Origin of the sequence: Acinetobacter sp. YH12117 (assembly GCF_013418865.1) — a bacterium.
Taxonomy (GTDB): Bacteria; Pseudomonadota; Gammaproteobacteria; order Pseudomonadales; family Moraxellaceae; genus Acinetobacter; species Acinetobacter indicus.
Map to the genome: position 1 here is coordinate 1 of NZ_VPBF01000049.1, position 17,047 is coordinate 17,047.

General features: G+C 46.4%; 18 protein-coding genes and 1 pseudogene. 10 read left to right on the top strand and 9 right to left on the bottom strand.

Annotated features, from left to right (window positions below; translation table 11 throughout):
- The first annotated feature begins 205 nt into the window (after positions 1-205).
- Positions 206-754 (top strand): class I SAM-dependent methyltransferase, encoded by a 549-nt coding sequence (locus FTU55_RS13265; protein WP_104488148.1) that lies wholly within the window; start codon positions 206-208, stop codon positions 752-754.
- A 29-nt stretch (positions 755-783) separates the two neighbouring features.
- Here FTU55_RS13265 and tnpA read toward each other — a convergent pair whose 3' ends face one another.
- Positions 784-1,233, bottom strand: coding sequence for an IS200/IS605 family transposase (tnpA, locus tag FTU55_RS13270; RefSeq protein ID WP_180047347.1), 450 nt, complete (start codon positions 1,231-1,233; stop codon positions 784-786).
- Positions 1,234-1,305: 72 nt separating this feature from the next.
- Between tnpA and FTU55_RS13275 the strand changes: the two genes are divergently transcribed.
- On the top strand, positions 1,306-2,697 hold the full coding sequence (locus FTU55_RS13275) for an RNA-guided endonuclease TnpB family protein (protein ID WP_016658436.1): 1,392 nt from the start codon (positions 1,306-1,308) through the stop codon (positions 2,695-2,697).
- Positions 2,698-2,703: 6 nt separating this feature from the next.
- On the opposite strand, the gene FTU55_RS13280 is transcribed toward FTU55_RS13275, so the two are convergent.
- Positions 2,704-3,315, bottom strand: coding sequence for a hypothetical protein (locus FTU55_RS13280; RefSeq protein ID WP_373686125.1), 612 nt, complete (start codon positions 3,313-3,315; stop codon positions 2,704-2,706).
- Positions 3,316-3,338: 23 nt separating this feature from the next.
- Positions 3,339-3,806: a Holliday junction resolvase-like protein gene (locus tag FTU55_RS13285; protein ID WP_005180383.1), complete on the bottom strand. Its 468-nt coding sequence runs from the start codon at positions 3,804-3,806 to the stop codon at positions 3,339-3,341.
- Between the two features lie 119 nt (positions 3,807-3,925).
- Here FTU55_RS13285 and FTU55_RS13290 point away from each other — a divergent pair, with 119 nt between their 5' ends.
- The 4 genes from FTU55_RS13290 to FTU55_RS13305 all read left to right on the top strand — a co-directional run bounded on the left by FTU55_RS13290 (position 3,926) and on the right by FTU55_RS13305 (position 7,071).
- Positions 3,926-4,570 carry a ParA family protein gene (locus FTU55_RS13290; protein ID WP_005180385.1) on the top strand — a complete coding sequence of 215 codons (645 nt, stop codon included), beginning with the start codon at positions 3,926-3,928 and terminating at the stop codon, positions 4,568-4,570.
- 136 nt (positions 4,571-4,706) lie between these two features.
- Positions 4,707-5,834 (top strand): AI-2E family transporter, encoded by a 1,128-nt coding sequence (locus FTU55_RS13295; RefSeq protein WP_162182848.1) that lies wholly within the window; start codon positions 4,707-4,709, stop codon positions 5,832-5,834.
- A 105-nt stretch (positions 5,835-5,939) separates the two neighbouring features.
- Positions 5,940-6,485 (top strand): superoxide dismutase family protein, encoded by a 546-nt coding sequence (gene sodC, locus FTU55_RS13300; RefSeq protein WP_075168261.1) that lies wholly within the window; start codon positions 5,940-5,942, stop codon positions 6,483-6,485.
- A 286-nt stretch (positions 6,486-6,771) separates the two neighbouring features.
- A complete protein-coding gene (locus FTU55_RS13305; protein WP_045795347.1) occupies positions 6,772-7,071 on the top strand; it encodes a DUF3817 domain-containing protein in 300 nt (99 codons plus the stop codon).
- Between the two features lie 114 nt (positions 7,072-7,185).
- Here FTU55_RS13305 and FTU55_RS13310 read toward each other — a convergent pair whose 3' ends face one another.
- The 3 genes from FTU55_RS13310 to FTU55_RS13320 all read right to left on the bottom strand — a co-directional run bounded on the left by FTU55_RS13310 (position 7,186) and on the right by FTU55_RS13320 (position 10,581).
- On the bottom strand, positions 7,186-8,415 hold the full coding sequence (locus tag FTU55_RS13310) for an MFS transporter (RefSeq protein ID WP_180047349.1): 1,230 nt from the start codon (positions 8,413-8,415) through the stop codon (positions 7,186-7,188).
- Between the two features lie 232 nt (positions 8,416-8,647).
- Positions 8,648-9,019 carry a hypothetical protein gene (locus FTU55_RS13315; protein ID WP_104498747.1) on the bottom strand — a complete coding sequence of 124 codons (372 nt, stop codon included), beginning with the start codon at positions 9,017-9,019 and terminating at the stop codon, positions 8,648-8,650.
- Between the two features lie 152 nt (positions 9,020-9,171).
- The gene (locus FTU55_RS13320) at positions 9,172-10,581 is read right to left on the bottom strand and encodes an FAD-binding oxidoreductase (protein WP_045795292.1); all 1,410 of its coding nucleotides are present in this window, start codon (positions 10,579-10,581) and stop codon (positions 9,172-9,174) included.
- A 354-nt stretch (positions 10,582-10,935) separates the two neighbouring features.
- Here FTU55_RS13320 and serA point away from each other — a divergent pair, with 354 nt between their 5' ends.
- From serA to FTU55_RS13335, 3 genes are all read left to right on the top strand, one after another.
- Positions 10,936-12,168 carry a phosphoglycerate dehydrogenase gene (gene serA / locus FTU55_RS13325; protein WP_005180397.1) on the top strand — a complete coding sequence of 411 codons (1,233 nt, stop codon included), beginning with the start codon at positions 10,936-10,938 and terminating at the stop codon, positions 12,166-12,168.
- Positions 12,169-12,404: 236 nt separating this feature from the next.
- Complete coding sequence (locus tag FTU55_RS13330) at positions 12,405-13,280, top strand: DMT family transporter (protein WP_005180400.1); 876 nt, start codon at positions 12,405-12,407, stop codon at positions 13,278-13,280.
- 146 nt (positions 13,281-13,426) lie between these two features.
- Positions 13,427-14,299 carry a DMT family transporter gene (locus FTU55_RS13335; protein ID WP_160243675.1) on the top strand — a complete coding sequence of 291 codons (873 nt, stop codon included), beginning with the start codon at positions 13,427-13,429 and terminating at the stop codon, positions 14,297-14,299.
- Between the two features lie 69 nt (positions 14,300-14,368).
- On the opposite strand, the gene FTU55_RS13340 is transcribed toward FTU55_RS13335, so the two are convergent.
- The 3 genes from FTU55_RS13340 to truB form a co-directional block, all read right to left on the bottom strand.
- Positions 14,369-14,827, bottom strand: coding sequence for a hemerythrin domain-containing protein (locus tag FTU55_RS13340; RefSeq protein ID WP_075168265.1), 459 nt, complete (start codon positions 14,825-14,827; stop codon positions 14,369-14,371).
- A gap of 159 nt (positions 14,828-14,986) precedes the next feature.
- The gene (locus tag FTU55_RS13345; protein ID WP_180047351.1) at positions 14,987-15,754 is read right to left on the bottom strand and encodes a TSUP family transporter; all 768 of its coding nucleotides are present in this window, start codon (positions 15,752-15,754) and stop codon (positions 14,987-14,989) included.
- A 36-nt stretch (positions 15,755-15,790) separates the two neighbouring features.
- Positions 15,791-16,696, bottom strand: coding sequence for a tRNA pseudouridine(55) synthase TruB (gene truB, locus FTU55_RS13350; RefSeq protein WP_104473448.1), 906 nt, complete (start codon positions 16,694-16,696; stop codon positions 15,791-15,793).
- A 203-nt stretch (positions 16,697-16,899) separates the two neighbouring features.
- Between truB and FTU55_RS13355 the strand changes: the two are divergent.
- Positions 16,900-17,047: pseudogene (locus FTU55_RS13355) on the top strand (RNA-guided endonuclease TnpB family protein); the annotation flags it as partial.

Consider the following 17,047-nt stretch of genomic DNA (forward strand, 5'->3'; position numbering starts at 1 on the left):
CTCATGAAATACGGTATTCTGATGTGACAAAACCTGAATCCTGGTCGTTAAAGTGTTTGTTTACACTCATATTTTAACTGTTAGGACTCAGGTTTTTTTATTTAAAGCAAACTATGGGACAGCAGTGACCTTTGGTCTCATTTTTGTCTTTGCCTGCGCGGCTCAGTTAAAATAAACATAGATTAAATAAAAATATGTGATTTCAATGCTTTATAAATTCTATCAACAGCATATTTTCCCACACCTGCTGAATCAGGTGATGCAGACGCCGAGCCTGATGGATTTACGCCGTGAATTGCTGCTGCCAATTGAGGGTGAGGTACTGGAGATTGGCTTTGGCACCGGGCTGAATTTACCCTTTTACCAAAATGTCGATGTAGTCTATGCGCTGGAGCCAAACCTGGAGATTTTCCAGCTGGCCGAAACACGGATTCGTGACAGTGCCATTCTGGTGGAGCATCTGGCTGGCAAAGCTGAGCAGCTGGATTTTGCCGATAATCGTCTGGAGCATGTAGTATCAACCTGGACCTTATGCAGCGTGCAACAGATTGAACAGTGTCTGGCCGAAATTTATCGGGTACTGAAACCGGGTGGTTGCCTGCATCTGGTCGAGCATGTGCTGCATCCTGAAAATTTATATATTCAACGCTTGCAGCATCTACTCACGCCGCTACAAAAACGGCTGGCGGATGGCTGTCATCTCAACCGCGATCTGGCGCTGCTGTTACAGCAGGCCGGTTTTGAACAAAACTAAGAGCGCATTCTCGCTCTTTTAAGGGCGAGTTAGCTCTTTTTTAATGACATGGACTTTTTAGCATTTTTTTCTGACGTTGGTATTCTTTGTTCTTCAATGTATTTTTTCACTACATCCAAACTTGCGCCACCACAGGATACAGCGCAGTAACTAGGCGACCAAAAGTGATTGCCCCATAGTTTTTCCTTAACTTCATCCCAAAATGAACGCCTTAAAACATAAGAACTTTTCCCTTTCAGTTTTCCAACTAGGTTGGAAACTGAGTGCTTTGGATGAACACTTACAAGCAGGTGGATGTGATCATCTTCACCATTAAACTCAATAAGCTCACAATCCATTTGCAAACAGGTTTCTTCCATAATCTCTTTTAGGGAGGAAAGCATGTCTTTTGTTAATACATCTCTTTTGTATTTCGTAACAAATACTAAATGAACAATGTTTTTATAAATGCATGATCTACCTGTTCTCCACTCGTACATCTTATCCTCATACTAGATTTACTTTAACCTTATTTTAAGCTAAAATAACCTCAACACCTAGAGGTTTTTCAATTGCTAACAGGCATCCAATTAAGAGCATACCCAACACAACATCAAAAGCTGATTTTAAGTCAGTGGATGGGTTGTGCTCGTTTCGTTTGGAATGCCAAATGCGATGAGGATAAATACTTTCGAGGATTTGCCCGTAAGTTTGCAACTTTTGATCACTATTATGAAACCCAAGATCAAAAATACGCTCACTTTAAATCAGATGAGATTAGTTCATGGCTTGCAAACTGCCCTAGTACAATACAAAAGAACTCAACCGTTAATTGGTACAACACACTCAAAAAATCTATTAAAGGTTTATGTGGGCGACCAAAACGTAAAAAGAAGACAGATAAAGGTTCGATTCATTTAACCTCTGATTTATTCGAGTTTCGCACGGAAAGAAATAAGCGCAAGCTATATATCGGTGGTAAAAAATTTAATATAGGCTCATTAAGTTTTAAGGCTCATGCTAACTTTAAAGAACCGAAATCCCTTTATATTCGCAAAGAGCGTGGTCAATATTTCGTTTCTTTCTGCTATGAAGATGGTGTTGAGATTCAAGAGTTTGACGGTAAGAAATTCGATGCTAAAAAATACGCCAAAAGACAGTTAGATCATTTGCAGGGCATGGACGAAGAACAACTACAAAAAATAGTGGTTGGTATAGATCGTGGTGTCACCATTCCTGTTCATGCAGGCTATGAAGAATTTGATTTCTCTAAAGAACAAAAGAATCATTTAACAAAAGCAGATCGCTACATTAAGCGACTGCAAAGAAAACTCGCTCGACAAGTAAAAGGCTCAAACCGAAGAGCTAAGACTAAACATCGAATTGCGGTGCATCACTCTAAGAAAGCCAATATTCGCAAGGACTTTGCTCATAAGACAAGTCATAGCCTAGTTAATGGTTTAGCTAAGGTATTTATCTTTGAAAAATTAAATACCAAGAGCATGACTAAAAAGCCTTTACCAAAGATCGATGAATCAGGTCGATTTATTCCTAATAAGGCTAAAGCCAAAGCAGGCTTAAACAAATCTATCCTGAACGTGGGTTGGCATAGAATTGCATCATTCCTAGCTTACAAAGCAGTTAAGCTAGGTAAAGCGGTATTTACCATCAATGCTTCTTATACAAGTCAAGAGTGCGCTTTATGCGGTCACACTCACCCCGACAATCGCAAAAGCCAAGACAAGTTTAAATGCGTGAGTTGTGGACACATTGACAATGCAGATCACAATGCATCAGTTGTTATTAAGAACAGGGCGATTAATTTAATTTTAGACAGTGGAACGCTGTTGGATGACAATCATTTGTCATCTAGTGGGCGCAGAGGTGTTCGTAAGACGACTAAGGGTGTTAAAGCCCTTTTTCGCAGTACCAATGAAGCGTCAAAAGAGATGTGTGCAACTTAGGTTGCACTACGGAAACTCGGTTGCTTTAGCTCCGAGTAGTTCATGCTGCTGCACCCGTACTATCCGGCAATTGTTCGCTGGTAGCGGGTAATGGTTGATCTGAAAATACTGCCCCGTGCTGACTGAACGCACCTTGACCCACTCGCCGCGCAGCACTATACGCTGCCCGGCTTTAACACGGCGCAGGCGCTGAGCAATCTGTTCGCTGGCAGCAATGGCGCTGATATTGAGCGTGTTGGCAATCACCTGTTGTGCTGCAAGCGGGCTAGTGGACGCCACCTGAAACTGATAGCAGCGCTGGGTCTGTTCAAAATCGACCGTTTGGGCCTGCTCTGATGAACTAAACACGTCTTTGGCCAGCAGCAGATCAATATTGCTGACATAGGCCAGATCATTAAAATGTCCCACCACCGGTGCAGCCGGATGAATCACCCGGCGATCCGGACTGTAGTAACGTTTTGCCACGACCTGATACTGCCCGGAAAAATCCCCTTCAGTTTCCAGCGCAAAGTTCTTTAACACCCCTGACTGCTGTAAATGTGGGATGGCACGAAAATAGTCCGACCATAGCCAGATCATCAGGGCCAGTCCCGCCAGGCTGAGCAATATTTTATTCACAAGAAAATTCAGTCATCAAAAAATTAATCCTCGAAATCAATACGGATGGTTTCAAAGCGCAGTCGCCCCTGCTGAATGGCTTCGGCAATGGCCTGCTGGCCTTTGGTCAGACGTGCGCCGCCACTTTTAATATCAATTAACACCACCTGAATATCCTCGGCCCGGCCATCGCCATCCCGAAAGTCGGTATAGCCATCAAATACGATATAATCGACCGGATCACCCAGAAATTTGGCATCGCTGGGCAAGTATTCAAATTGCGGCATAATTGGTGCCATCTGCTCGGCCATTTTACCTTTGAGCACCGCGCGACTGGTATTGACGCTGCGCTTTTGGGCCTGCGCCAGTGCCTGCTGATGTTCCAGCTCCAGCTCGGCAATATACTGTTCATATTCGGCCTTAATCCGGCCATTGCGGCTATGACTTAAAATGATGGTGGTCAGCACCACTCCTATTGCAGCGCCTATAAGCATTGCCATCCATATCGACATGGGGTTTTCCTGATTTTTTAAAATTTGCAAGCAGCGCTACGACTTTTGTCAACGGTCATCTCCAGCACATTAAACAATGATATGCTAGGGATGAGCAGAATAAAATCTTTAGTAGGGTCATGAAAACAATCTTAGTCGCCAATCAAAAAGGTGGATGTGGAAAAACCATTACCGCCATCAGTTTAGCTTCCGCCTTAGCCCAAAAAGGATATAAAGTCGCCCTGGCCGATGCCGATAACCAGAAATCTGCACGACAATGGTTAAAACAGCGTCCAGAAAGCGCCGCTCCCATTCAGAGTCTGGACTGGCGTCATGAAAAATCGGTCGGTGATGCGCCTAAAAATATCGAATACCTGATTATTGATGCGCCGGGGGCATTATCTGGTGATCAGGCCGAGCAGCTGATTAGTGAAGCACATGCGATTATTACCCCGCTGCAGCCCTCCTTCTTCGATATTGATTCAACCCGCCGCTTTTTAAAGCATTTGCAGGAAATTAAACGGATTCGTAAAGGCAAGGTTCAGATTTTACTGCTAGCCAACCGGGTCAAGGCCAACAGTGCCAGCTCCAAAGAAATTCGTGATTTCTTTGAAAAAATTGAACAGGAACCGGTGGCCTGGATTTCTGAACGTGCTGCCTATGGTCAACTGGCGATGCAGGGTTTAAGCGTATTTGATAAAACCCAGAAAAATTACCTGACCATTCAAAATCAGTGGCAGCCTGTCCTGAATGCAATTATTGATGATCCGGCCCAATGGTTCTAAGCGCTTAAGCGATTAAACGGCTTTTGCCTTTCCACTCCCGCTTCAATATTTAACAGAACTTACGCAGCGTTCATTTGCGAGCGCTGGGTTTTCAGTTAATATGCTTCAAGACCTTAGGAATGAGCCAGTGAACTCAGTGCAACAATACGCGCCCACTTTACAAAAAGTCTTGCTATTTGGACTATTTTTTGTCCTGATTTTTTTGAGCTTTCATGTCCTCAAATACTTTATTGTTCCTGTAGTTTGGGCCACCATTATTGCCTATATGACTTGGCCGCTGTATCAGTCGGTACAGCGTATGTGCGGTCCACGGCCGACCTTAAGTGCCACAATTATGATGATTCTGGTGACACTGGTAGTCGGTATTCCGTTGACCTTTGCGATTTTTATCTTGCAGCACGAAGGGCGCAACCTGTATTACGAATTACAGAAACAGGTCTTTTCCGGACATTTGAATGTACCGGACTTTATCCGTGATCTGCCCTTTGTCGGTAAAGAAATTAGCCGTTCCTTACGTGAAATTAATGAAGATCCGAACAGCATCATTAATTCGATTTCAGTCTGGATTCAGGGTCATCTGAATTATGGCCGTTTCCTGCTCAGTGAAATTAGCCGCAATTTAATTAAGCTTGGCTTTGCCATGCTGTCGCTATTCTTCTTCTATCGCGATGGCCAGACCATTTTAAATCAGGTCAGTAAAGCGCTGGAAATGGTGATCGGGCCACGTGTACATCATTATTTAGATACCATTTCTGAAACTACCCGTGCGGTGGTTTACGGGGTTGGCTTGACTGCAATTGCCCAGGCACTTTTGGCCGGGGTCAGTTACTTTGTGGCCGGGGTGCCGAACCCGATGGTATTGACCATTGTCACTTTCCTGTTTGCCCTGATTCCGTTTGGCCCACCGCTGGCCTATGGCTCGGTGGCACTGTGGCTGTTCTCTCAAGGACAAACCATTGAAGCAATTGGCGTAATGGCCTGGGGCGTGTGTGTGGTCAGTACCGCAGATAACGTGATTCGTCCGCTGGTGATTTCCGGCGCCACCCAGATTCCATTCCTGCTGATCATGTTCGGGGTTCTGGGCGGTATTGCCAGCTTTGGTCTGATTGGCCTGTTTATTGGTCCGGTGATTCTGGCAGTCTTGCTGGCAATCTGGCGTGAATGGCTGCATGAAACCAATGAAGCCGAGGCCATGATGATGCCAAAAACCACCATGGCCTATGACCTGCCCGATGATCAGGGACCGGCTGCACCAAAAGGCTAAATTTCATTAAGAAACTTATACACGCCTGTACGCAAACTGCATTGTGTTGCCTCCTGAGCCTTGTTTGAATGAAGCCACATATTCGAATAAGACAGGATGCAAACCATGACCCCACTTTTTAAACTTGGTGCTTTATGTGCGTTTACCGCGCTGGTCGGAGTCGGCTGTACCACCACACCCGATACCGTGATTGGCGCCAGTAAAAACGTTGCCGTTAATGCGGTCTCTGCCCAAGGCATTGGCGCCCAGCTCGGTGAAGTCCAACTGACCGATAGTGCTGCAGGTCTGGTTATCCGTACCAATCTGACCCAGTTACCACCGGGTCCACATGGTTTCCATATTCATGAAAACGGCTCCTGCGCCCCAGCAGAAAAAGACGGTAAAATGCAGGCTGCACTGGCCGCAGGTGGCCACTTTAACCCGAATCAGGCACCCAACCATGGCAATCCATTAAGCGGCCATCTTGGTGATTTACCGGTCCTGAATGTGGCAGCCGATGGCACAGCACGTGTCACCCTACTGGCGCCGCGTCTGAAATTACAGGATGTACAAGGTCTGGCGCTCATGATTCATGCCGGTGGCGATAACTATGCCGATACGCCAAAACCGTTAGGCGGTGGCGGTGACCGGATCGCCTGTGGCGTGATCTAAACCCTGTGCGGATAAATCCCGACTTATCCACAGTTTTCTGATTTTTAAGGCACTTATCCATAGCGATGAGTGCCTTTTTCTATGCCTAGATTAAACAGCAATCTGAGGCTACAAGATTGATTATCAGGCTTTTATTTCAACATCAACAGCTTAGCAAAAACCAAGCAAGATAGTCTGATTTATATTAAAAAACAAAAACTTAAAACCGGGCTGCGCACTAAAAAGCATGGCCCTCTGCGCCAATATTCGCTACACTGCAGCTAGATCTATGGGGAAATTGCAGAGTATGAACATCCAAAGCTTGCGTGTGGTGGGTTTTTTAGAAGGTTTATCTTTTCTAGCCTTGCTGTTTATTGCCATGCCACTGAAATATATATGGGGTAACCCAATTCTAGTGAAATACGTCGGCATGGGCCACGGTGTGCTGTTTATTGCCTTTCTGGTGGTACTGTTCGTGGTCTGTGAAAAACAGAAATGGTCAATTCAGGTGTTTTTAATGGGCGTGATTGCTTCAATTTTACCGTTTGGCCCGTTTATTTTTGATGCCAAACTGAAGAAAATGGCACAGCCGCAGGTCGAAGTGTAACTCCAGACTCATCGATCAATCAGGCATTCACCAGATTACTATCTGCTGGATGCCTTTGTTTTTTGGCCTTTTAACCCCATTATCCTATTGATAAATGCCAGATGATCAGCCCGCTTAAAACTGACCGCTTTCGGCACGTTCACGCATAATCTGTTTCAGACTCAGCCGCGGATAAGCAAACCACAAGGCAATTAGGGCAAAACAGCACAGGCTATAAGTCCACAGTTCAAAATGACTGTAGAGCATGCGCACCAGTTCAATCACCACAAAAAAGCTCAGCATCATTAGCACAGAAGCAGTTGCGGCCACCGTCCCTTTAGACACTTCGGACGACATCAGGGCAAAACGGTAAATAATTGAAAAACTGATACCCTCGCCAAAGCTGATTAAAGTCATACCCAGAATCAGACACCAGATCAAATAATCCGGTATGAGCAGACCAAGAATTAACAGCAAGGTGCCGACCAACATGAGTGGCAAGCCCATCAGCACAGTCTGTCCCAAAGCAAAACTGTCAATGATTTTCAACAATAATAGATTCCCGGCAATCAGCCCGCCCAAGACCGGAAATTGGGCCAGACCATATTGCAGACTGCTCAGACCGAGCTGCTCCACCAGCATCACCGGCGACAAGGCAATCCATAACATCAGCGGCATACTTAAGAGCGGCAAGGCAAAGGTCATGGTCAGAAAACGGCGGTTTTTCAGTACCTGTTTAAAATCATCCCAGATATAGCCAATCGGCTGTTTCGGAATACTGAGCTGCTGCTCCGGCATTTTGGCTTTCAGTCCGAGCCAGCTTACAGCCGCCAAAGCTGCAATCCCAATAAAGCCCCAATGCCAGGACACATGCTCGATCATAAAGGCACCCAACACCGGCCCCAGTAGCGGCGCCAGCAGCGACACATTGGCCATGAGTGCCATGACTTTAATTGCATCGCGTTCGGCAAAACTTTCCTGAATGGCGGCATAGCCCACCGCAGTTATTACCGACAGGCCAAAGCCCTGCAAAAAGCGCAGCAATAAAAAGCTTTCGATGTTCTGGGTCAATAAAATCAGCAGGCAGGTCACCACAAAAAACAGTACCCCACCCAGCAGGACTTTTTTACGGCCTAAACGGTCCGATAAAGGGCCTAAAATGGCCGCGACACAGGCACCGCCGAGCAGATAAAATGACATCGAAGAGGCTGCCCAGGAACTGCTGACGCCAAAATCCTGGGTAATGGCGAGCATGGCCGGCTGTACCAGATCATTGCCGATATAGACAGAAAATTCGAACAGCACCAAAGCCAGCGGAAACATTAAGGTGGCGCGGGAGAGCGTTGTAGTTGGAGTGGTTTGCATAGCGCTCAAAAGCCTGCCAGATCAGCAAGCTGCAATCATAACAATGGGCGCAGTGTAGCAGAGTTTATTTTTAAAATCTGTGACTTTTCTGATGAGGAAATGCTGGACTTGCGGCAGCAGCACTCAGCTAGAGCGGTTGAACGAAACCAGTATAAATCCCCGGTTTTAAAAACAGAAAAGCGCAGGGTTTAGCTACGCTTTTCAATCAAAATCATTGAAAGACTCAAGCGGATTAAGGACATACAGCCTTCTGGAAAGTCTTGGTATTTTTGCCGCGCAGACATTGATAGCTCTTTTCAGTTTTCACTTTTTCCCAGTCGCCATTGACCAATTTAAAACTGTAAATGGTACGAATCGAGCGTACCGAATCATCCATTAAACCGGTTTCAGTCACTTTAACCTGGGCCGCAGTCGGTGACTCGACATTATTAAAGAATTGACGCAGCTCGACTGTCGCCAGCTGTTTACGTAAATCTGGACGCTCTTTTAACACCTGTGCCAACGGTGTTTCGGCAGATGGTGTCACTTTAGACACAATATTCTGGGTGGTGGTACATCCTGTAACAGCAATCGCCAGTCCTGCCATTGCAGCGAAACGAAACATAACTCTATCCAAACTGATTCAACACTGTAAAAATGATGCCGGCTTTTTGCGCTTAACACTATGCACAGAATGTAATTTGAGCGAGAGTGCACATGATAAGTGCCATAAAAAAAGCGCATCCGGAGATGCGCTTTTTCATACTGTTGGCCTGATTACAGGTCGAATAATTTACCCGGGTTCATAATCCCGTTCGGGTCAAAAACCTGTTTCAAGGCTTTCATATATTCGATTTCTTCAGCAGAACGCGAGTATTCCAGATATGGCTTTTTGGTCATGCCAACACCGTGCTCTGCTGAAATTGAACCATCATATTTTTTCACGGTATCAAACACATACTTGTTCACCACCTGACATTTGGCAAAGAATTCATCTTTGCTTAAATCGGCAGGTTTCAGGATGTTCAGGTGCAGGTTACCGTCACCAATATGACCGAACCAGCAGATTTCAAAGTCTGGATAGTTCTCGGCCACAATCGCATCAATTTCTTTAATAAATGCCGGCACGTGGGTAATCAGCACTGAAATATCGTTTTTGTATGGAATAAACGGCGCAATCGATTCCGAAATATCTTCACGTAAACGCCATAAGCTTTCGACCTGATCCAGGCTTTGGCTGAGTACGCCGTCCAGCACCCAGCCCTGTTCCATACAGTGCTCAAAAATTTCCATTGCCTTGTCCATAATCGGTTCAAATGGCGCTTCAAATTCAAGCAATACATAGAATGGACATTCAGTTTCAAACGGACGCTGTACATGACCATTGGCCAGTACTTTCTGCATTGCCAGTTCACCAAAGAACTCAAATGCAGTTAAATCAATTTTGGCCTGGAAAGCGTGCAGCACAGGCATCACTGCATCAAAATCCGGTACACCCAGCACCATCACTTGCAGGTCTTGCGGTTGACGTTCCAGCTTGATTTCCGCTTCAGTGACGAGGCCTAAAGTCCCTTCACCACCAATGAATAAGTGTTGCAGTGCATAACCGGTGGCGTTTTTGATCATGCCTTTGTTTAAACGCAGCACATCCCCTTTACCGGTCACCACGGTTAAGCCTAGCACCCAGTTACGGGTCATGCCGTATTTAATTACTTTAATACCACCAGCGTTAGTACCAATGTTACCGCCAATTTGTGATGAACCGGCAGAGGCGAAATCGACCGGATAATACATCCCTTGCTCTTCGGCATAGTTTTGCAGCTGTTCAGTCACCACACCAGCCTGTACCCGTACCATGCGGTCTGCCGGGAAGAATTCCAGAATCTGGTTCATCTTGTCCATGCTGACCACGATTTCACCATTGGCCGCTACCGCACCCGCAGAAAGACCGGTACGACCGCCCGATGGGGTCACTGCGACATTGAACTGATTGGCAAGTTTCACAATCGCTTGCACCTGCTCAGTGCTCGATGGAAAAACGATGACGGATGGGTTTGGATCAAAGTGCTTGGTATGATCTCGACCCCAATTCTGGAGGCTGTCCGCATCAGTTTTAATACGGTTTTCACCTACAATTGCAGTCAATTGGGTCAATAACTCTGGGGTTAAAGCGACTGGAGCATTCATCGTTTGCAGACCTGGCAAGAATTAAACAAGAAGAGATTTATCCGGACTGGCGCTGTACATTTTAAAGTCATGCCAAAGCACAGTAAAAGATAAAAAACGGGCAAGAAACCAACAGCCTGAGGCCGGTTTTTGCCGTCTGGGGCTATTATAAGCGATTTTTCTGTAAAACCTGAGAAAAACCATCATTTTGATAATATAGCTTTGAAAATACAGAGTTAATTCAACCAAAAATGAATCCTGCGTTTATATTTTCTACAGAAATAGCAGACCGATCAGCCATAAATGGAATGTATCTCCTGCCCGCTCCTATGATATGATACTGCCACTAAATTTGGCCTTTGTAGCGGAGCCGTAATGAGCCAACATCTTTCACTACCTAAAGATAAAATTCGTTTCCTGTTGTTAGAGGGCGTTCACCAAAATGCCATCGACACGTTAAATGCTGCCGGATATACCAACATCGACTACCGTAAAACTGCGCTTGAGGGTGAAGCGCTGAAAGAAGCGGTCAAAGATGCACACTTCATTGGTATTCGTTCACGTACGCAATTAACTGAAGAAATCTTTGAAGCTGCGAACAAGCTGATCGCGGTTGGCTGTTTCTGTATCGGAACCAACCAAGTCGATTTAAATGCAGCCATGGTACGTGGTATTCCAGTATTTAACGCACCATATTCAAATACCCGTTCTGTTGCGGAACTGGTCCTTGCTGAACTGATTCTGCTGCTTCGTGGCGTACCAGCCAAATCGGCATCATGTCACCGCGGTGGCTGGGAAAAATCTGCAGCGGGTTCTTTTGAAACACGCGGTAAGACTTTAGGTATTGTGGGTTACGGTTCAATTGGTTCGCAACTGTCTGTACTTGCTGAAAGCCTGGGTATGCATGTGATCTATTATGATGCAGTGACCAAACTGCCAATGGGTAATGCACGCCAGGTCGGTTCTTTGGCTGAATTGCTGGCCAATGCAGACGTGGTATCGCTACACGTGCCAGACGTTCCATCAACCCGTAACTTTATGGGCAAAGAACAGTTTGCACAAATGAAAGAAGGCGCGATCTTCCTGAATGCGGCACGTGGTACCTGTGTCATTATTGAAGATCTGGCAGATGCAATTAAATCAGGTCATCTGGCTGGTGCTGCGGTTGACGTATTCCCGAAAGAGCCGAAAGCCAATGGTGAAGAATTCGTTTCTCCACTGCGCGGTCTGGACAATGTGATCCTGACTCCACACGTGGGCGGTTCAACCATGGAAGCGCAAGCCAACATTGGTCTGGAAGTGGCTGAGAAATTTGTGGCTTATTCTGACAAGGGTATGACCCTGTCTGCAGTGAACTTCCCTGAAATTGCCTTGCCATTGACTGAAGGTAAACACCGTTTACTGCACATTCATAAAAACATTCCAGGCGTATTGTCTAAAATCAACAACCTGTTTGCTGAGCAAGGCATCAACATTTCGGGTCAATCTTTAATGACCAAAGGTGATGTCGGTTATCTGGTGATGGATGTGGATGCAACTGCATCTCAAGAAGCACTGGATATGCTGCATGATGTTGAAGGCACTATCCGTGTACGTGTTCTGTTCTAATTTCAATTAGACAGTGACACCCAAAACCACAGCCCTTGTGCTGTGGTTTTTTATTTCCCGCTTTAAAAACAATACGCAATCCTTATTTCATGTTCTTTTGAAATCGTGCATGAGTCTTGTTTTACCTGCTGGCCACTTACGCAGTCACGACATGGAAGCGTCATCTGTTCATGCTATGCTAGCGGCTATTGATCTGCTGATGATCGCCCTACTCTCCCAACCAGCCCATTTCAGTTATGTCGATACTTCAAAATGCGCCGCATCTCCGCGCTGTGCTGTTGTTGCTGATTGCCATGCTCAGCCTGCAAAGCAGTGGCTCCATGGCCAAGCTGCTATTTGATCAGTTTCCAATTCTGACCGTTTCAGCCATGCGGCTGCTGCTGAGCGCGCTGGTGCTGATGCTGATTTTTCAGCTCTGGAACATTCAGCCCAAAGCCATTCGCTGGCCAGCGATTTTCAGTTACGGTGCCGCACTGGCCGGTATGAACATGCTGTTTTATCTAGCAATTGACCGTCTGCCACTGGGCATTGCGGTATCGTTTGAGTTTATCGGGCCGTTAAGCGTGGCGCTGTTTTATGCCCGGCGCAAATTCGATTTTATTTGGGTCGGCCTCGCCATTGTTGGGCTGGTGCTGTTGTTTCCTTTTGATCAGACCGCGCAGCCGCTCGATGGTCTGGGCGTGTTGTTTGCCTTAGGCGCCGGTGCCTGCTGGGCCTTATATATTGTGGCCGGACAGAAACCATCGGGTGTATCCGGGAATCATACGGTCTGTCTGGGTATGCTGGTCGGTACCCTGATTTTATTACCCATTGCCTTATGGGATGGTCTGCCTGTTAGCGTATTTGAACCAGGCAATTTCATCTATTTTATTGCCTTGGCAGTTCTGGCCAGCGCCTTGCCCTTTAGTCTGGAAATGATTGCACTTCGCAACCTGACTGCACTCAGTTTCGGTACACTGATGAGCATGGAACCGGCCATTGCCGCGCTCTCCGGTTTTGTCTTTTTGGGCGAACAGTTGCTCTGGAATCAATGGCTGGCCTTAAGCACCATTATTGCCGCCTCCATTGGTTGTACCTATACCGTGCAGCAGCGCAAACAGCAGTCCAGTTAAACGGTGTGGATCTGGCCAGACTGAGCTTCCTGCTGTGTAATGCTGGAATTTATTTTGACCGGCTACTCATCAAAATTTAAGCAAATTGCTATAATCAGCAGCATCTCCCCAATATGCTGACACCTTCCGGTGTTGGTGGTGCGCTTATGCAAAATGCTCAACTGCTGTCGGTACTGTTCATGGTGCTGTCCATGACCTCGTACCAGATTAGTGCCTCCTTTGCCAAACAACTGTTTGAGGTGCTCGATCCGCTTACCGTGACCATTTTACGGTTGTGCTTTGCCGCCATTATTATCTGCCTGATGTTCCGTTCCTGGAAGATTATTTCCCGGCTGTCCTTTTTAAAATGGCGGGATCTGCTCTGCTATAGCGCCGCTTTATGTCTGATGAATGTGCTGTTCTATATGTCGCTGGGCAAATTGCCACAAGGGATTGCGGTTGGTCTGGAATTTATTGGCCCGCTGGGACTGGCTCTGCTCTCGATTAAACAGCGCAGTGATTATATCTGGGTGCTTTTGGCGATTTTGGGAATTGCGCTGATGGTGCCTTGGGGACAGGCCAATAGTGACAATTTTTCAGTCTTTGGTGCCCTCTGTGCGCTGGGTGCCGGCTTTTGCTGGGCCCTCTATATTTATTTCGGGCAGCGCGTGGTACAGCAGAATATTGGCATGCATGCCCTCACCATTGCCATTAGTCTGGCTGCGCTGACCCTGTTACCCATTGGTCTGTATCACAATGCCGCGGCCCTGGTCGATACCCAATACTGGGGCAAAGCCATCGCCATTGCCATTTTGGCCACCGCCATTCCGTATGCACTGGACCTGAAAGCCTTACAGCATTTAAGCAAGCTCAGTTATGGCACCCTGTCCAGTTTATCGCCGGCACTGGCCGCGCTAACCGGTCTGGTGTTACTCGGTGAACAGATCAGCCTGTTGCAATGGGTCGCTTTATTCTGCGTGATGCTGGCCTCCGTGGGCGTGACTCTAAGAGGCAGCCGTAAGAAAGCTGTCAGCCCTTAAGCAAAAAGAGAGATCAAACAAGATGAATAAAAAGATGGCCAAGAGAGCCATCTTTTTTAAGTCCTGAATTTAGACCAGACTGTCTTTTTGAATGGCTTTATATTTGCCGTATTCATTTAAATACTGTTTGGCCAGCTCGGTTTTCTGGCGTTCTTCCAAAATTTTCCCAGCCTGCTGGAAAAAGCCATGTTCTTCTTCCTGCAAATGATGATGCACTTTTTCAGACAGCTGCTTGGCAATCGCCAGCCAGCCCGGATTGCTAAATTCGGTTTCGGTCAGTTTTTCCAGCAGCTCATCCATTTCATGATGTTCTGCCAGCGCATGCCGGGTAATGTTCAGCCCGGAATCGGTCATCATTAGTGGAATATAAAAATAACGGTCTTCGGCCACAGCATGGGCGAATAATTCATTTTTCAGTTGATCAAACAGCTCGCGGCGTTCTGGTGTATCCCCCGAGGTCTGGATTAAACGCTCGGCCAGATCACGCTGTATTTCATGGCTTTCACGCAGTGCTTCAAAAATATTCATGTTGTTATTACCCTTTCAAATGCCAAAATTTAAACACCCGACAACGGGTTGCATCATTATTGTTAAGCAGACAGGTCAGGCTAAGCATTCACTATACGCCAAGCCCGTGCGACGGTTCCTGCAGCAATTTGTATGGGAAATTTTAATAATGAGAATGATTTACAACCAGAACATCTGATAGGCCATGCGTACAATCAGCACACTAACCAGGACCAGAAATACAATCCGGATAAAGCCGCTGCCATATTTAAAGGCCAGACGTACCCCGACCAGAGAACCGGTAATATTAGCCAGTGCCATCATCGCCCCGACCATAAACAGCACATGCCCCGTGGGAATAAAGAAACTCAGCGCTGCCAGATTGGTCATAAAATTGGCAATTTTCGACAAGGCCGAGGCATGCAAAAAATCGACCTGTAAATAACGAATAAAATAGAAAATAAAAAAGCTGCCCGTGCCGGGGCCAAAAATACCATCATAAAAACCAATCAGCACACTGCCCAACGCCGCCAGGAGCAACATTTTGCGGTTTAAAGTCTGCTGCACATGCAGCTGGCCAAACTGCTTTTTCATGAAGGTGTAGATGGCAATCACGATCAGCATCAGCAGCACAAAGGGCCGCAAAATATCGGTCGGAATCATTGACACGCAGGCTGCGCCAACGAAAGAGCTGAGAAAGGCACATAGTCCAATCACGCCCAGCAATTTCCAGGACAGCTTCACTTTGCGTAAAAAAGAAAAGGCCGCCGAAGCAGTGCCACAAATGGAAGCCAGTTTGTTGGTGCCAAACACCGTGGCCGGCGCCAGTTGCGGCATTGCGCCCATAATCGCCGGAATCTGGATCAGGCCGCCACCACCAACCGCGGCATCAATTGCACCGGCACAGAAGGCAAAAATCACGAGGCTGATGACGATTTCAATATCCATATCGGGGCAATCCTGTGGCCTCAGTGCAGATGAAAATTAGAGATTCAAGACCCGTTTTGGTACCAGACGTTTTTTATCGGTAATTTCCGCCAGCCCTAAACATTTCTCGCCCTCAAATACCAATACCTGAGTTGCCGCCGCATGGTCAATATTACTTTCCATGCCGCGACAAAAATATTCGGCCCGGCCTTCTGGCACCTGTACCTGTGGAAAATGCTCAATCGGGGCATAAACCGGCAGCAACAGCGCTTCACGCTCGGCTTCGCTCAGGCTTTCCAGATAGTCCAGGGTGTAGCTTGGGATCAGATCAAAATGCCCGGTCTGAATACGGTGCAAATAGGTCAGATGCCCATAGCTGCCGAGCGCCTTGGCAATATCTTCACCGAGTACACGAATATAGGTGCCTTTGGAACAAGTCACATCCAGGGTGATACTATTGTCAGTAAACCCTAGCAGCTCCAGCGCATAAATACTGATGGGACGCGCATCCCGTTCAATTTCAATGCCTTTACGGGCCAGCTCGTATAAGGGACGGCCTTCTTTTTTCAGCGCTGAATACATCGGTGGCACCTGCTGAATATCGCCAGTAAATTGCGTCAGGACGGTTAAAATATTTTCTTCAGTCAATGCCGGTACCGCAGCCTCTAACAGCACTTCACCTTCAACATCACCGGTGGTGGTGCTGTGTCCCAATTGAATGGTGGTCTGGTAACGCTTGGTTGAATCCAGAAGAAAATGCGAAAACTTGGTCGCCTCGCCCAGACAGATTGGTAATAAACCAGAGGCCAACGGATCTAAAGCACCGGTATGTCCGGCTTTTTGCGCACGATACAGCCAGCGCACCTTTTGCAGTGCAGCATTCGAGCTGATACCCAGGGGTTTATTCAATAAAAATACGCCATGCACAGGACGACGCTGAATTTTAGGAGAAGATGCTTTCATGGCAAAAATCGGACAATTCTAAACTGCGCCATGGTAGCAATCTGAGCACAAGCTTTACAACTTTTCTATAAAACAATGTCATTTTTATCAAATGGAGCGTAAACCTCTGTCTTTCAGGTCAGAGATATAAGCGACACGACATGAAATGTCGTTTAATTGCTAAAAAACAATATTTCAAGTCTGATATGAGCTAATATAAGCCCATGAAAACACTTAAATTACGTATAAAAGACAAACATTGTAAGGTGCTAGACCAATTGGCATCTGAAGTTAATTTTGTCTGGAACTATGTCAATGATTTGTGTTTCAAACACCTACAGCGCAAACAACAATTCTTTTCAGCATACGATA

What these genes read in the sequence shown, in the direction of transcription:
- sodC (WP_075168261.1), top strand. Translation starts at nt 5,940, where the DNA reads ATGACCCCACTTTTTAAACTTGGTGCTTTATGTGCGTTTACCGCGCTG.
- FTU55_RS13305 (WP_045795347.1), top strand. Translation starts at nt 6,772, where the DNA reads ATGAACATCCAAAGCTTGCGTGTGGTGGGTTTTTTAGAAGGTTTATCT.
- truB (WP_104473448.1), bottom strand. Translation starts at nt 16,696, where the DNA reads ATGAAAGCATCTTCTCCTAAAATTCAGCGTCGTCCTGTGCATGGCGTA.
- FTU55_RS13265 (WP_104488148.1), top strand. Translation starts at nt 206, where the DNA reads ATGCTTTATAAATTCTATCAACAGCATATTTTCCCACACCTGCTGAAT.
- FTU55_RS13340 (WP_075168265.1), bottom strand. Translation starts at nt 14,827, where the DNA reads ATGAATATTTTTGAAGCACTGCGTGAAAGCCATGAAATACAGCGTGAT.
- serA (WP_005180397.1), top strand. Translation starts at nt 10,936, where the DNA reads ATGAGCCAACATCTTTCACTACCTAAAGATAAAATTCGTTTCCTGTTG.
- FTU55_RS13315 (WP_104498747.1), bottom strand. Translation starts at nt 9,019, where the DNA reads ATGTTTCGTTTCGCTGCAATGGCAGGACTGGCGATTGCTGTTACAGGA.
- tnpA (WP_180047347.1), bottom strand. Translation starts at nt 1,233, where the DNA reads ATGTACGAGTGGAGAACAGGTAGATCATGCATTTATAAAAACATTGTT.
- FTU55_RS13330 (WP_005180400.1), top strand. Translation starts at nt 12,405, where the DNA reads ATGTCGATACTTCAAAATGCGCCGCATCTCCGCGCTGTGCTGTTGTTG.
- FTU55_RS13310 (WP_180047349.1), bottom strand. Translation starts at nt 8,415, where the DNA reads ATGCAAACCACTCCAACTACAACGCTCTCCCGCGCCACCTTAATGTTT.
- FTU55_RS13320 (WP_045795292.1), bottom strand. Translation starts at nt 10,581, where the DNA reads ATGAATGCTCCAGTCGCTTTAACCCCAGAGTTATTGACCCAATTGACT.
- FTU55_RS13335 (WP_160243675.1), top strand. Translation starts at nt 13,427, where the DNA reads ATGCAAAATGCTCAACTGCTGTCGGTACTGTTCATGGTGCTGTCCATG.
- FTU55_RS13290 (WP_005180385.1), top strand. Translation starts at nt 3,926, where the DNA reads ATGAAAACAATCTTAGTCGCCAATCAAAAAGGTGGATGTGGAAAAACC.
- FTU55_RS13285 (WP_005180383.1), bottom strand. Translation starts at nt 3,806, where the DNA reads ATGTCGATATGGATGGCAATGCTTATAGGCGCTGCAATAGGAGTGGTG.
- FTU55_RS13345 (WP_180047351.1), bottom strand. Translation starts at nt 15,754, where the DNA reads ATGGATATTGAAATCGTCATCAGCCTCGTGATTTTTGCCTTCTGTGCC.